The following is a 12,822-nucleotide window of genomic DNA, read 5'->3' on the forward strand; positions in this document are numbered from 1 at the left end:
TCGCCTTGGAGAGGTTTAGATTCTCCTTCAGGGAGAATCATATTTTCAGCTGCTCGATCAGGAGGCGAAATATGCGACCCAAGGACCAGGTGTCCGCCGATGCGGGTGCGGTGCAGGACAACAACGACGGGGTGCCGATGGGTGAGGCGTCGAGGCGGTTGCTCATCGACGGTCAGCTCGTCACCACGGGTTGGACCTTCGAATCCCTGAATCCGGCCACCGGAGCGGTGCTCGGGTACGCACCGGACGCCACGGTCGTCGAGGCCGAGGCTGCCATCGCGGCCGCGCGCCGAGCCTTCGACAGCACCGACTGGTCCACCGATGTGCAGCTGCGTATCCGCTGCCTGGACCAGCTCTACCAGGCGCTCACCGAGCACAAGGAAGAGTTGCGTGAGCTGACCATCGCCGAGGTGGGCGCGACCCGTACCCTGACCCACGGCAATCAGCTCGAGACACCCCTCGGAATTGTCAGCTACTACGCGAATCTGCTGCGCACCTACCCAATGACCGAGGAACTCGGCGAGGTCGAGTCACGCGGCCAGCAACATCGTCGCTGGGTGGAGAAGGAGGCTGCGGGGGTTGTCGCGGCGATCGTCGCCTACAACTATCCGCACCAGCTCGCGTTGGCGAAATTGGCTCCCGCACTGGCCGCCGGTTGCACCGTGGTGCTCAAGGGCGCACCCGACACCCCGCTGGTCACTCTCGCGCTGGGTGAGCTGATCGCCGAGCACACCGATATCCCGGCCGGCGTGGTGAACGTGTTGAGTTCGTCCGAGGTAGCGGTCGGCGAGCTGCTGACCAAGCATCCCGACGTGGACGCGGTCACCTTTACCGGATCCACCGTAACCGGGCGCCGCATCATGGCCGCCGCGAGCGACAGTCTCAAACGGGTCTTCCTGGAACTCGGCGGCAAATCGGCGGCGATCTTGCTCGATGACGCGGATCTCACCCTCGGCGCTCAGTTCGCGGCCTTCAGCATCTGTACTCAGGCGGGTCAGGGATGCGCGCTCACTACCCGGCTGCTGGTGCCGAGGCAACAGCACGATGAAGTTGTCCAGCAGGTCGCCAAGTTCATGGGAATGGTCCGGCTCGGCGACCCCGGCGATCCGAAAACCTATATGGGCCCGCTCATCAGCGAACGCCAGCGCGACAAGGTGGACGGCATGGTCAAGCGTGCCGTCGCGGCGGGCGCGGAGCTCGTCATCGGCGGTGAACGAGTCGATCCGGGGTACTTCTACACACCGACGTTGCTCGCGGGCGTCGATCCCGACAGCGAGATCGCGCAGGAGGAAGTCTTCGGGCCGGTACTAGCGGTCATCCAGTACGCCGACGACGAGGATGCGGTGCGCATCGCCAACAATTCGCAGTACGGGTTGTCCGGGGCGGTGTTCGGTAAAGACCAGGATCGTGCCCTCGCCATCGCACGACGTATTCGCACTGGCACGTTCAGTGTGAACGGCGGCAACTACTTCCACGCCGATGTCCCGTTCGGCGGCTACAAACAGTCGGGCATCGGCCGTGAAATGGGTGTCCCCGGGTTGGAGGAGTTCCTGGAGCGCAAGACCTTCGCGACGGTGGTCGCATGAAGCCGCTCGAAGGAATCCGCGTTCTGGAGGCCGCGATGTACGGCTTCGTGCCGTCGGCGGGCGCGGTGCTCGCCGACTGGGGCGCGGAGGTGATCAAGGTGGAGCATGCGGTAAGCGGCGATCCGCAGCGCGGCCTGCGCCAGACCGGTACCTTCCGAGTCGAGGGCGACCCGAATCCCAATGTGGAGCACGCGAATCGAGGCAAGCGCAGCATCGGTCTCGATATGGCGACAGCGGAGGGCCGGGAAGTGCTCTATGACCTGGCTCGCCGATCAGATGTGTTCCTGACGAGCTTCTTGCCGCAAGCGCGAGCGAAGTTCGGCATCGACGTCGACGATATCCGCGCGCTGAATCCCTCCATCATCTACGCCCGGGGCAGCGCGCTCGGACCGCGTGGTCAGGAAGCGGACCGGGGTGGCTACGACATGACCGCCTTTTGGGCGCGGGCCGGCATCGCCGCTACCCTCACGCCGCCAGGTGTGGAGGGGATGATCAGTCCGCCTGGGCCTGCCTTCGGCGACACCATCTCCGGCACGAATCTCGCAGGCGGGATCGCGGCGGCGCTGCTGAAACGCGAGCGTACCGGGGAGTCTTCGGTCGTGGACGTATCACTACTCGGCAGCGGGCTGTGGGCGATGGGCCATACGGTGGCACTGTCGCTGCATCTCGATAAGCCGATGGTGGCGCCGACACCGGGTGCGCACGGCTCCCCGACGAATCCACTGTCGGGGTTGTACGCTACCGCCGACGGTCGCTATCTCGCGTTCGTCATGCTGCAGCCCGGCAAGTTCTGGGCCGATGTCTGCCAGCACATCGACCGTCCGGAGTTGGCCGACGATCCACGCTTCGTGACCGCTGAGCAGATTGCCACCAATACCGATCAGGCCGTCGAGATCCTGAAAGAGGCGCTGGCCGCGCGCACACTCGCCGAGTGGACCGAACGCTTCGCGACCTTGGCCGGTCCGTGGGCACCGGTGCAGGATTCACGCCAGGTGGGCGACGATACCCAGATCCGGGCCAACGAGTACGTAATCCCCGCGGGCACCCTCGAATTGGTCGCCAGCCCGGTGCAATTCGACGTTGCCGCACCGAAGCTGGGTCCAGCCCCCGAATTCGCCGCGCAGACCGACGAGGTCCTGCTCGAACTCGGACTGGACTGGACCCGCATCATCGAACTCAAGACCGCGGGTGTGGTCACCTAGCGGCCGGTGCTATTCCCACGGAGTCAGCACGATCTTTCCGCGCACTCGGCCCGATTCGCTGAGCCGGTGCGCCTCGGTGACCGCCGACAGTGGTAGTAGGTGCCCGACTTCGATGTGGAGCTTGCCTTGATCGGCGAGTGTTGCCATCGCCGCGAGGGTGGCCGGGGAAGGATGCCCGGCCACCCGGTGGTAGCGCGGATCTGTTGCGGCATCGGAGCTTTGGAAGTCGATGTAGCGCCCGTCGGCCCGCAGGACCGGCAGCGACCGCGAGCCGTAGGTGCCGCCGACGAGATCGAGTACGACGTCGACTTTGTCGACTGTCTCCGTGAAATCGCCTGTGGTGTAGTCGATCAACTCATCAACGCCCAAGGTGCGGAGGAAGTGGTGATTCGCCGCACGGGCGGTGCCGAAGACATAGGCGTCGCGGCTTGGTAACGGAGCTCAGCTGAAACAGCCTATGTCACTTGACTTCTCACTTGGCCAGCTGCGGTGGGGTGGGCGGCGGCTGGTTGATGGTGGTGAAGTACTGGACTCCAGCCATGATCGCGATCGGCGCGGTGATGAAAATCTGCCCGGCCAATGCGCCGAGCGCACCGATGGCGAGTATCCCGCCGAGGCAGCCGATGGCCGCCGCCGGCAGGAACGCACCGAACAGGCCGATGATGGCGGCGGAAGCGACGGTAGCACCGGCGATCCCGCCGAGGATGCAGCCGATAGCGCCGCCGCTGATACCGCCGGCGAAGGTGCCGATGGCGGCGCCCATACTGATGGTGCTGGTCAGACGGCTCCATGCGGACTGTTCACGGTCGTACTGGTTTTGCCAGGGGGCCTGATCTTCGTAGGGCAGCGCCACCGGCTTATACACCGCGTGTTCGACACCGAATTGCGGGGTCAACGTGGCGGTCCGGTCCTTGATTTCCGCGGCGATCGGGAATTCGAAGTCGTCGACCCGGAACTTCAGTTCAGTGCCTGCGAGAGTTGTCCCATTGGCAGCCTTGATCTTGAAGGTGCCGTCTTCGACGACCAGTGCGCCCGAGTCGGTTTGGATGATGGTTGATTGTTCCGTTATTGACGTCGTGAATTTGATGGCGTCCGCACTGCCGGTGGGTACCGCGCCAGCGATGCCTGCGGTCGCTCCCAGGGGCGTAGTTACCACGACGGTGGTGGTGGTGGTGAGTTTCTTGATCTTCATTGATTGAGACGCGAGGACCGGCCAGGAAATTGCTATGAGCAAGATCCAGTTCAACAGCTCGGATTCATCGTTCAGCGATGTGGTGCTGATCGGCGCGTTGATCAACGCCGCGGTCCGGCTGTGCAGGGCGGTCAGCCGGACGTCACGGGTATTGTCGGCGCACCGGCGCGTGGCGCGGCTGGTGCCGACGTCACGCCAGGCCGCCGAGAGTACGTAGTTCGATACCTCGGCGGCGTCGGCGAGCTCGGCGCAGTGAGTGTGGTCCCGCGTCAGGTCAGATATCGCACCAGGTGCTCTGCGACGCACGCCGGTCGCCGCGCACCCTCAGCGGCGATCGTTATGGTGCGCTTGACCTCGACACCGTCGGTGATGTCGTGCACCGCCGTCAGATCGACTTTGCCGTGCACACGGCTGTCGACCAGGACTGGGCTGATGAAGCGAACCTTGTTGAGCCCGTAGTTGATTGCCATGCGAGCGTTGTCGACCGTCATGACTTGCTGGCTGATCGGCGCCAGCAGCGCGAGGGTAAGAAAGCCGTGCGCGATGGTACGGCCGTACGGTCCGTCGGCGGCTCGTCCGGAATCGACGTGGATCCACTGGTGATCGCCGGTGGCTGCCGCGAACAGGTCGATCTTGTGCTGATCGACGGTGATCCACTCGCTGACACCGATCTCGGTGCCCACGGCCGCGCGTAGGGCGTCGAAATCGGGGAAAGTGGTCATGGGTGTTCGCTTTCTGCGGGCGGCAATTGATCTTTCATCACCTTGCCGGTGGCGTTCAACGGCAGGCTGTCGAGGAACCGGACCGACCGTGGCACCTTGTATCCGGCCATCCGCTGGCGGCTCCAGGTGATCAGTTCGTCCTCGGAGACGGGGCCTTTCGCGACGACGAAGGCCTTGCCGACTTCGCCCAATCGTTCGTCGGGCACGCCGATAACAGCAGCCTGAGCGATCGCCGGGTGCTCCAGCAGGTAGCCCTCGATCTCGGCCGGATAGACGTTGAACCCTCCGGCGATGAACATGTCCTTCTTTCGGCCGACAATCCGCAATCTGCCTCCTTCGTCGAGGTCGCCGAGGTCGCCGGTGTGCAACCAGCCTTCGGCGTCAATGGTTTCTGCGGTGGCCGCCGGGTCGTCGAGATAGCCCTGCATGACGCTGTAACCGCGCACCAGCACTTCGCCGTCGACGGCAATCCGCACCTCGATCCCGGCACAGGGGACGCCGACGGTGCCGGCGATCTGTTCGAACGAGTCGCCTGGGCGCGATGCGGTGACCGTGCCGGCCTCGGTCAGGCCGTAGCCGGTCATGATCGAGCGGAACGGTAGCTCGGCCCTGATGCGCCGGATCAACTCGACCGGAATATCGGCGGCCCCGGTGACCGCGGCCCGCAACGACGACAGATCGTGTGATCCGCGCGTCTCCAGCAGCGCGTGATACAGCGTCGGCGGGCCGGGCAGCATAGTCACTCGCTCGCGTTCGACCAGTTCGAGCACCCGATCCACCTCGAAGACCGGTACCGGCAACATGGTCGCCCCACGGAGGAACGCCGCGACCAGACCCGCCTTCAGGCCGAAGGTGTGGAAGAACGGATTGACCATCAGGTACCGATCGCCTTCGCGCAGGTCGGCAAGATCGCACCACTCGGCGTACAGCCTCAAAGTCTGGGCGTGACTCATCATGACGCCCTTGGGTCTTCCAGTTGTTCCTGAGGTGAAGATTATGTCGGCGATATCATCGCCGTGTATCTCGCGCTCGAAAGGTGTTCCGCTGGTCAGGAAATCGGACTTCAGGTCGATCACCGAGACGCCGGGTGGACCCACGTAGTCCTGACCGAGGAATCCCTGCTGAACCAGAACGAGCCGCGCGCCACTGCGTTCGATGACGTCGCACGCCTCTTCGGTCTTGAAACGGGTGTTCACCGGCACCAGTACGCCGCCCGCGGTGAGCACCCCGAATGCCGCGATGATCCATTCGATCGAGTTGGGCGCCCAGATCGCTACCCGGTCACCCTTCTGGGTCCCGGCGTTGGCGAAAGCGCCTGCGGCGCAGCGGATTCTATCGGCAAGCTGGTTGAAGGAGAGCCGCTGTCGCCCGTCGACGACCGCTTCGGCATCACCGAAGCGGTCGGCCGAACTCGAGACCATCTGGGGGATGGTCTCCCACGTCATACGTTCATCAACCTGGCGAGGTTGCCGCCCATAATCTTGGCCTGGTCCTTCTCGTCGAGATGGTCGAGCATGTCGGCGAAGTGCGTGGGCTGCGCGAGGCCTTCCGGATGCGGGTAGTCCGATCCGAACAGCACGCGATCGACACCGATGAGCTCGATCAGGTCGTTCACGCCTTCCTCGTAGAATGGGGCTACGTGGATGCTCTTCTTGATCGCTTCGACCGGATCCTGCATGCCGAAGCCCTCCGGCGCCTTCTTGTAGGCGTCGGCCAGGTTGCTCAGTAGCGGCGCCAGCCAGCTGGAGCCGTTTTCGATGACCGCGATCTTGAGCTCTGGGAACCGGAACAGCGCACCGTGGCATACCCACGACGCCACGGTGTCCTGGACGGGACGCCATTCGTTGATCATCCGGAAGGTGTTGGTCTGGAACGGAAGCATCTCCGAGCGGCTGCCCTCCCACTCGGCGTCGTGCCGGGCGTAACCGCTGTCGGAGGAGTGCATCGCGACCAGGATGTCGTGCTCGACCACTCGCTGCCAGAACGGGTCGAACTCCGGCAACGCGAAGGAGCGGGAGCCGCCATACCCGGGCACTGGGGCAGGTCGTACCAGAATCGCCTTGGCGCCGCGCTCGACCACCCAGTCGAGTTCTTCGATCGCCTTATCCAAGATCGGCAGGCTGATCACCGGGGTGGTGAAGATGCGGTCCTCGTAGTTGAACTTCCACACGTCGTACAGCCACTCGTTGAGCGCGTGCACCACAACGTGGATCAGCTGCGGATCGTCGCGCATCCGCTCCTCGACGAGACTGGCCAGCGTCGGGAACATGAGCGAGCGCTGCACGCCCAGCTCATCGAGGAGCTTCAGCCGGGCACCCGGCTCGCGGAACGCGGGGATCGAGTCCATCGCGTCGCCGAAGATCTCCCGCTTGCTCTTCCCCTCGGGATTCCCGTTCTTGAAGTAATCCTCCATCGCGCCCGGACGCGCGACCCGTTCGAAGGTGGGATTGGGGATGTAGTCGCTGATCTGGCCGCGGACGGCGATCTTGGTGCGCCCGTTGACCTGAACGTACTGGATCGCGTTCCGGTACTCCGCAGGCAGGAACTTGGTCAGCGATTCCTCGGTCTCGTAGAGGTGGTTGTCCGAGTCGAACAGCGGGTACGGCAACATACGAGGTGTCATGAAATTCTCCTTGTCGGTTTATGAGAATCCTATTCTCTTCACGGGAGTGCCGCAATGCTCCTGACTGGGCCGGGATCGAATCAGGAGTCAGCGCAGGGTCATGCTCACCGTGCGGCAGCGGCGGCGATGTCCTGCCGGACCTGGAATTTCTGCACTTTGCCACTGGCGGTTCGAGGGAAGTCGGCCACCTCGTGCAGTTCCTCGGGCCACTTCTGTTTGGCTAGACCCGCCTGATCGAAATGGGCGCGTGTCTCGTCGAGCGTCGGCATGACGTGGCCGGGCTTGATACGGACGACCGCGGCGGCATGCTCGCCGAGCCGCGGGTCCGGCGCGGACACCACGATCGCCTCGGCGATCGCAGGCATGGTCATCAGCACCGACTCGACTTCGAGCGCGCTGATATTCTCGCCGCCACGGATGATGACGTCGGACTTGCGGTCGGTGATGGTGAGATAGCCGTCGGGATCGAGCGTGCCGACATCGCCGGTGTGGTACCAGCCGTCCGCGTCGAAGGACTGCGCCGTCAGCTCTGCATCGGTGTATCCGACGCACAGATCCGGCCCTCGGCTGAGGATCTCGCCGTCGGGTGCGAGCCGAATCTCCACGCCCAACATCGCGTTTCCATCGGTGAACAGCCGCTTCTCCGCCGGCGCCGTATAGCGAGAACCGGTGATGGACGGATGCTCGGTGCTGCCGTAGGAACGGAAGACCGTGATACCGAATTCCGCGAGCCGCTGGGTGACCGCTGCGGGGACCGACGACCCGCCGAGGCCGGCATATCTCATGTACCGCAGATGGTCGGGCGTGAAATCGGGATGGTCGAGCAGGCTGGTGACGAAGTACGTCGCACCACCGCCGATGGTCAGGCGGTCGTCGCGCATCAGGGACAGCGCCTGTGCCGGATTCCAGATATCCGTGAGATGAACCGGATTGCCATCCAGGACCGGGATAAGAAAGGCGTTTACCATTCCGATGAAATGGCCTACCGGGGCTGCGATGAGCTGACGGCGGCCGAAGCCGGGCGGGTAGAGACCAGCGAGCTGGCGAGTCTCGTGGCTGAGCGTCTGGTGACTATGGATGACTCCCTTGGGGTCGCGAGTGGTGCCGGAGGTGAAGGCGATCAGTGCCGGGCCGGCCGGGTCGGCGGCCAGGGTCTCCCACATCGGCTCGGCGTCGAGCAGATCATCGAAATCGCGATCGACCACGCCGACGATCGGAACGTTGGCGCATAGGTCGGCGTGGAATTCGGTGCGGCCGAACCGTTCCGCGACAACGAAAACACTGGGTTGCACCGTGTCCAGGATGTAGGCGAGTTCCTTGCGGCCATAGAAGTGAACGATCGGCACCACGGCCGCTCCGAGGAACGACGCTGCCCAGAACACGGCCGCGGCTTCCATCCAGTTCGGCAGTTGAAACGCTACTGTGTCGCCAGGGCCTACGCCGCGCCTGCGCAGTCCTGCGGCGAGCCGACGGGCCACGAGCTCGACCTCGCGAAACGTTCCGGACCACGGACGGGTATCGGAATGGATGCGGAACTCGGTGTCCGGAGCCGCATTGAGGGAGCGGGTCAGCAATTCTCCGATGGTGTCTTGTGTCCACCACCCTTCCGCTTCATATCGTCGTGTCAGATCGGCAGGGATCTTTCGCATGGTGGAGCTCCAATTCCCGATGCAGGATGCGGCCGACCGTCGGCCGTGCGCCGCGGTTCTGTCGGGGGACGGATGGCAACAAGTCTAGGGGCGATGGATATAGTCTTCTCAGTTGGAGAGAATGTCAATCTCTCCGTATGGAGGACAAGAACGGAGCCGATCCATGGTTGAGTTGGAGCTAGAAGACGGGCTGGCGGTCATCACCATCAACCGCCCTGAGGCCCGCAACGCGATCGCGCCCGCCACGATGGACCAGTTGGAGAAGGCAATAGATGGCTCCGCCGGAGCGCGGGCGCTGGTCGTCACGGGAGCCGGGGACCGCGCGTTTGTCTCGGGCGGAGACCTCAAAGAACTGAGCGCGCTACGCAGCGAAGCCGATGCGGCAGCGATGGCACGGCGGATGCGGTCGATCTGTGATCAGCTCGCGGCGTTTCCGGCGCCAGTGATCGCCGCGCTGAACGGTCATGCCCTAGGCGGCGGTGCGGAGGTCGCCGTTGCCGCGGACATCCGGGTGGCAGCCGCCGACATTCTGATCGGCTTCAACCAGGTGACCTTGGCAATCATGCCGGCCTGGGGCGGCGCCGAACGTCTCGCGGCACTGGTAGGGCGCGGCCGCGCGCTGATGCTCGCGGGATCGGGGGTCAAGCTCGACGCGGTGGCAGCCGAACGAGTTGGTCTGGTCGATCAGGTGTTGTCACGGGCCACCTTCGCGGCTGGCTGGCGATCGCTGGCCCGGTCGCTGGCGAACGCCCCGGCTACGGAAATCAAGCGCGTCGTCGCCGGCGTGAGTGCCGATGATGCGATCACGGCGTTTGCGCGGCTCTGGGTTGCAGAAGAGCACTGGGCCGCGGCAGATCGAGTGCTCAATCGAGCCAAGTAGCCTTGGCAACCAAATGCCGAGTTGCCCTATATTGATCGTGAATTATGCAGAGAGCTTGACTCTGTAATGAGCACTATGTTCTCACTTGCTGGACCCCGCAAGCCGATGCAAACGGAAACGTCAGCGACGGCTTGTGCCGAGCTTGATAGCAGGTGCCTTCTTCGTGCTGGCAGGGTCGCTGATCTCCGGTACCACCGCCCACGCCGAGGCGGGTCCATGTGTCCCGGCAACTGCCGGCGGGCCGATGTGGGTGACAGCGGATTGCGGCGATCCGGACTACGGCAAACCCGTGATCGACAGAGAGCAGGACTTGACCAGCCCGGTCCCCATGCACAAGGTCACGGGTCACTTCGAGGGCACCGGCAAGAAGTTCAATTTCTTTCCGGAGGCCGCTGATGACCACAGGTGGAGCAGTGGCGCTTACGGTTGGGGTGGTCGCCTTGGGCGAGCGAAGCGACGCATGATCGGCAGATCCACCCAGTGGTACAGCACCGCGGCGATGGCGGTCGAGACGATCAGGCTGAGCAGTGCGAATCCAGCCCAGCCGATAATGCCGAATTGTCTACCGCCGATGAGGGTTCGGGTGATCAACACCATCACCGGAAACTGGATCAGGTAGAAGGCGAAGGAGATGTTGCCGAGCCACACCATGCACGGATGCGCGTGGAGACCGTGAAGACCGTGCAGATCCCGCGCGGCGAGCGTGGCCACCACCGCCGTCATCGGCGCGAGCAACAGCACTGACATCTTGTAGTTGACTGGCTCCAGTCGGCCACCGCGGAGCCCGAAAGCCGCATCCGAATTCGGTCCGGTGGCGGGTGCGATCGACGGAACGGCACCGACCTTGGGCGATGCGGCAAAACCGCTGGTAGAAGAGATGTCCGAAGCGTGCTCTAGTGTGTTAGAGCACGGGACACAGGAATCCCGTGTGTAGGTAGGGAAAAGGTGCGCCATCAGGGACTTGAACCCCGAACCCCGCTGTTTGAACCGTCCCCACTTTCCGGCCGGCTTCATGGTTGAGTCATCACCGGCTGGGATGGCTGTTGTTGAGCGTAATAGGCGGTCTCGTACTCGGCGGGTGAGACGTGTCCGAGCAGGCTGTGCAACCGCCGATTGTTGTACCAGTCGACCCATTCCATCGTCGCGTACTCGACATCGTCGAGCGACCGCAACGGCCCGGTGAGAAACGGGCTGTCGCGGGCGAGGGCTTCGGTCTTGAACAGCCCGATCGTCGATTCGGCCAGGGCGTTGTCATAGGCATCGCCGATGCTGCCGATCGAGGCTGCGATCCCTTCGGCGACAAGGGTTTCCGCGAATCTGATCGAGGTGTATTGGGCGGATTCAACTGGTCGTCGCAACATTTCTCTGCTGGAGCGATTGTAGGTGATGCTCCACCGCTTCGACCGGAGTGCGCCATCCGAGTGCCTTCCGCGGTCGCGTATTGAGGGTGTACGCGACTGCCGCGAGATCCTTTACGGTCCAACGTGATAGGTCAGTTCCTTTCGGGACGTACTGTCGCAGAAGCCCATTCGTGTTCTCGTTGGTTCCGCGCTGCCAAGGGCTGTGCGGGTCGGCGAAGAAGACCGGGACACCGGCGCTCGATGTCAACGCCGCGTGTGCCGACATCTCTTTTCCCCGATCCCAGGTCAGGGACTTCAGCATCTGGGCCGGGAGTCTTTTCAACGCCACCGACAGAGCCTTGTTCATCGATTCCGCCCCGTACCCGCTGAGCGCAGGGCCGTTCTTGACCGGCGCCGACTTCCCCCATCCGCGCTCGCGCGGCAGGTGGACAAGCACGGTGAACCGGGTGGACCGATCGACAAGGGTGCCGATCGCGGAGCGGTCGGTGCCGATGATGAGGTCACCTTCCCAGTGGCCCGGATTCGCGCGATCCTCGGCCTCGGCCGGGCGTTCACTGATCAGCACGTCGGGGGTGACGTGGGCCCAGGCCACACGCTTGGCGCGGGCCCGCGGCATCCGCAGCGACCGGCCGGTCCGCAGATTCAAGATCAGTTCCCGGTCCAGGGCTCCCCGCCCTTCGATATACAGTGCCTGATAGATGGCTTCGTGGCTGATCCGCATCGACGTGTCGTCGGGGAAGTCGATCCGCAGCCGCCGTGAGATCTGTTCTGGGCTCCACGCCTGCACCCATTGCCGGTCCGAGCGGTGCGGCTTGTTCCGGCCGGTCCATGTTCCAGTCGCCGGGCCGGCGGCGATCCTGCCGTTCGCGTCGGCGATCCGCCCCGACAGTCGATGCTGGACGTATTCCCGAAGCTGTTGGTTATCAACGAGTTTCGCCGTTTTCGGCCGTCTGGCGAACAGTTCGGCCTTCCACTGGGCCACCGAGGCGCGGTAGTCGAGCTTGCCTCCGCGTGTCGCCGCGTTCCGCCGCAACTCCCGCGAGATGGTCGACGGGCTGCGGCTCAACGCCTGCGCGATCTGCCGCACTCCCTTGCCCTGCACCCTGAGCAGCGCGATCTCCTCCCGCTCGGCGAACGACAGGTAACGGCCGCCCGGCCGGCTCCAGGAATACGGTGACATCCCGCCAGCATCGCGGAACCATCGACTGCCCTTGACCGGCGATACCCCCACTGCGACACCGGCTTCCGCCGGCAGCAGGCCCTCGGCGATCTTGTCCCAGAACAGGCGCTCCACTGAACGCTGCGTCCCAGGAGCGCCCGGCGACCGCATCGGCGCCCGTCCGGTGACCTCCCGCATCCAGTCCGACGGTCTTCCAATAACACCCTCCGTGACCTCGGGTGTTGCGTCCACCGGTTGAACCTGAGTTGCGATCCAGCGTCGCTGTGATGAATCAATCCATCCTCGACGGCGTGGCCGTCGTGGTCGCGTCGCCACAACGCCATCTTCAGCGCGGAGATGACCATCGCGGTGTCCTTGATCGTGGCCGCCTGCCAGCCCACGATCGAACGGGAGAAACAGTCGATCACGAACGCGATTCTGTGGAATC

At 64.1% G+C, this 12,822-nt stretch carries 12 protein-coding genes and 1 pseudogene; 3 read left to right on the forward strand and 10 right to left on the reverse strand.

Annotation, left to right across the window (positions count from 1 at the left end; genetic code table 11):
- Positions 1–137: 137 nt before the first annotated feature.
- A complete protein-coding gene (locus OHB12_RS05865) occupies positions 138–1,586 on the forward strand; it encodes an aldehyde dehydrogenase family protein (protein WP_327120924.1) in 1,449 nt (482 codons plus the stop codon).
- Complete coding sequence (locus OHB12_RS05870) at positions 1,583–2,788, forward strand: CaiB/BaiF CoA transferase family protein (RefSeq protein WP_327116867.1); 1,206 nt, start codon at positions 1,583–1,585, stop codon at positions 2,786–2,788. The genes OHB12_RS05865 and OHB12_RS05870 overlap by 4 nt, the downstream gene beginning before the upstream one ends.
- 9 nt (positions 2,789–2,797) lie before the next feature.
- Here OHB12_RS05870 and OHB12_RS05875 read toward each other — a convergent pair whose 3' ends face one another.
- From OHB12_RS05875 to OHB12_RS05900, 6 genes are all read right to left on the reverse strand, one after another.
- A complete protein-coding gene (locus tag OHB12_RS05875) occupies positions 2,798–3,142 on the reverse strand; it encodes a zinc-binding dehydrogenase (RefSeq protein WP_442799974.1) in 345 nt (114 codons plus the stop codon).
- Positions 3,143–3,260: 118 nt separating this feature from the next.
- Positions 3,261–3,980 carry a hypothetical protein gene (locus OHB12_RS05880; RefSeq protein WP_327120926.1) on the reverse strand — a complete coding sequence of 240 codons (720 nt, stop codon included), beginning with the start codon at positions 3,978–3,980 and terminating at the stop codon, positions 3,261–3,263.
- A gap of 269 nt (positions 3,981–4,249) precedes the next feature.
- Positions 4,250–4,702 carry a MaoC family dehydratase gene (locus OHB12_RS05885; protein ID WP_327116871.1) on the reverse strand — a complete coding sequence of 151 codons (453 nt, stop codon included), beginning with the start codon at positions 4,700–4,702 and terminating at the stop codon, positions 4,250–4,252.
- Positions 4,699–6,147: a FadD3 family acyl-CoA ligase gene (locus OHB12_RS05890; protein WP_327116873.1), complete on the reverse strand. Its 1,449-nt coding sequence runs from the start codon at positions 6,145–6,147 to the stop codon at positions 4,699–4,701. Before OHB12_RS05890 ends, OHB12_RS05885 begins: the two co-directional genes overlap by 4 nt.
- Positions 6,144–7,325 carry an amidohydrolase family protein gene (locus OHB12_RS05895; protein ID WP_327116875.1) on the reverse strand — a complete coding sequence of 394 codons (1,182 nt, stop codon included), beginning with the start codon at positions 7,323–7,325 and terminating at the stop codon, positions 6,144–6,146. The genes OHB12_RS05890 and OHB12_RS05895 overlap by 4 nt, the downstream gene beginning before the upstream one ends.
- 104 nt (positions 7,326–7,429) lie before the next feature.
- The gene (locus OHB12_RS05900; RefSeq protein WP_327116877.1) at positions 7,430–8,974 is read right to left on the reverse strand and encodes an AMP-binding protein; all 1,545 of its coding nucleotides are present in this window, start codon (positions 8,972–8,974) and stop codon (positions 7,430–7,432) included.
- Positions 8,975–9,137: 163 nt separating this feature from the next.
- Between OHB12_RS05900 and OHB12_RS05905 the strand changes: the two genes are divergently transcribed.
- Positions 9,138–9,854, forward strand: coding sequence for an enoyl-CoA hydratase/isomerase family protein (locus tag OHB12_RS05905; RefSeq protein ID WP_327116879.1), 717 nt, complete (start codon positions 9,138–9,140; stop codon positions 9,852–9,854).
- Between the two features lie 420 nt (positions 9,855–10,274).
- Here the strand turns inward: OHB12_RS05905 and OHB12_RS05910 are convergent, their stop codons facing one another.
- The 4 genes and pseudogenes from OHB12_RS05910 to OHB12_RS05925 form a co-directional block, all read right to left on the reverse strand.
- Positions 10,275–10,868, reverse strand: a complete 594-nt coding sequence (locus OHB12_RS05910; RefSeq protein WP_327116881.1) for an acyltransferase family protein — start codon at positions 10,866–10,868, stop codon at positions 10,275–10,277.
- Positions 10,865–11,215: an integrase core domain-containing protein gene (locus tag OHB12_RS05915; protein ID WP_327116883.1), complete on the reverse strand. Its 351-nt coding sequence runs from the start codon at positions 11,213–11,215 to the stop codon at positions 10,865–10,867. Before OHB12_RS05915 ends, OHB12_RS05910 begins: the two co-directional genes overlap by 4 nt.
- Positions 11,196–12,572, reverse strand: a complete 1,377-nt coding sequence (locus OHB12_RS05920) for an IS30 family transposase (protein WP_327120928.1) — start codon at positions 12,570–12,572, stop codon at positions 11,196–11,198. The genes OHB12_RS05915 and OHB12_RS05920 overlap by 20 nt, the downstream gene beginning before the upstream one ends.
- A gap of 68 nt (positions 12,573–12,640) precedes the next feature.
- Positions 12,641–12,811: pseudogene (locus OHB12_RS05925) on the reverse strand (DDE-type integrase/transposase/recombinase); the annotation flags it as partial.
- Positions 12,812–12,822: the final 11 nt, after the last annotated feature.

Source organism: Nocardia sp. NBC_01730 (assembly GCF_035920445.1).
Classification (GTDB): domain Bacteria; phylum Actinomycetota; class Actinomycetes; order Mycobacteriales; family Mycobacteriaceae; genus Nocardia.

Coding starts and splice junctions, on each gene's coding strand:
- OHB12_RS05865 (WP_327120924.1), top strand. CDS start 138: ATGGGTGAGGCGTCGAGGCGGTTGCTCATCGACGGTCAGCTCGTCACC.
- OHB12_RS05870 (WP_327116867.1), top strand. CDS start 1,583: ATGAAGCCGCTCGAAGGAATCCGCGTTCTGGAGGCCGCGATGTACGGC.
- OHB12_RS05880 (WP_327120926.1), bottom strand. CDS start 3,980: ATGAAGATCAAGAAACTCACCACCACCACCACCGTCGTGGTAACTACG.
- OHB12_RS05885 (WP_327116871.1), bottom strand. CDS start 4,702: ATGACCACTTTCCCCGATTTCGACGCCCTACGCGCGGCCGTGGGCACC.
- OHB12_RS05890 (WP_327116873.1), bottom strand. CDS start 6,147: ATGACGTGGGAGACCATCCCCCAGATGGTCTCGAGTTCGGCCGACCGC.
- OHB12_RS05895 (WP_327116875.1), bottom strand. CDS start 7,325: ATGACACCTCGTATGTTGCCGTACCCGCTGTTCGACTCGGACAACCAC.
- OHB12_RS05900 (WP_327116877.1), bottom strand. CDS start 8,974: ATGCGAAAGATCCCTGCCGATCTGACACGACGATATGAAGCGGAAGGG.
- OHB12_RS05905 (WP_327116879.1), top strand. CDS start 9,138: ATGGTTGAGTTGGAGCTAGAAGACGGGCTGGCGGTCATCACCATCAAC.
- OHB12_RS05910 (WP_327116881.1), bottom strand. CDS start 10,868: ATGAAGCCGGCCGGAAAGTGGGGACGGTTCAAACAGCGGGGTTCGGGG.
- OHB12_RS05915 (WP_327116883.1), bottom strand. CDS start 11,215: ATGTTGCGACGACCAGTTGAATCCGCCCAATACACCTCGATCAGATTC.
- OHB12_RS05920 (WP_327120928.1), bottom strand. CDS start 12,572: ATGCGGGAGGTCACCGGACGGGCGCCGATGCGGTCGCCGGGCGCTCCT.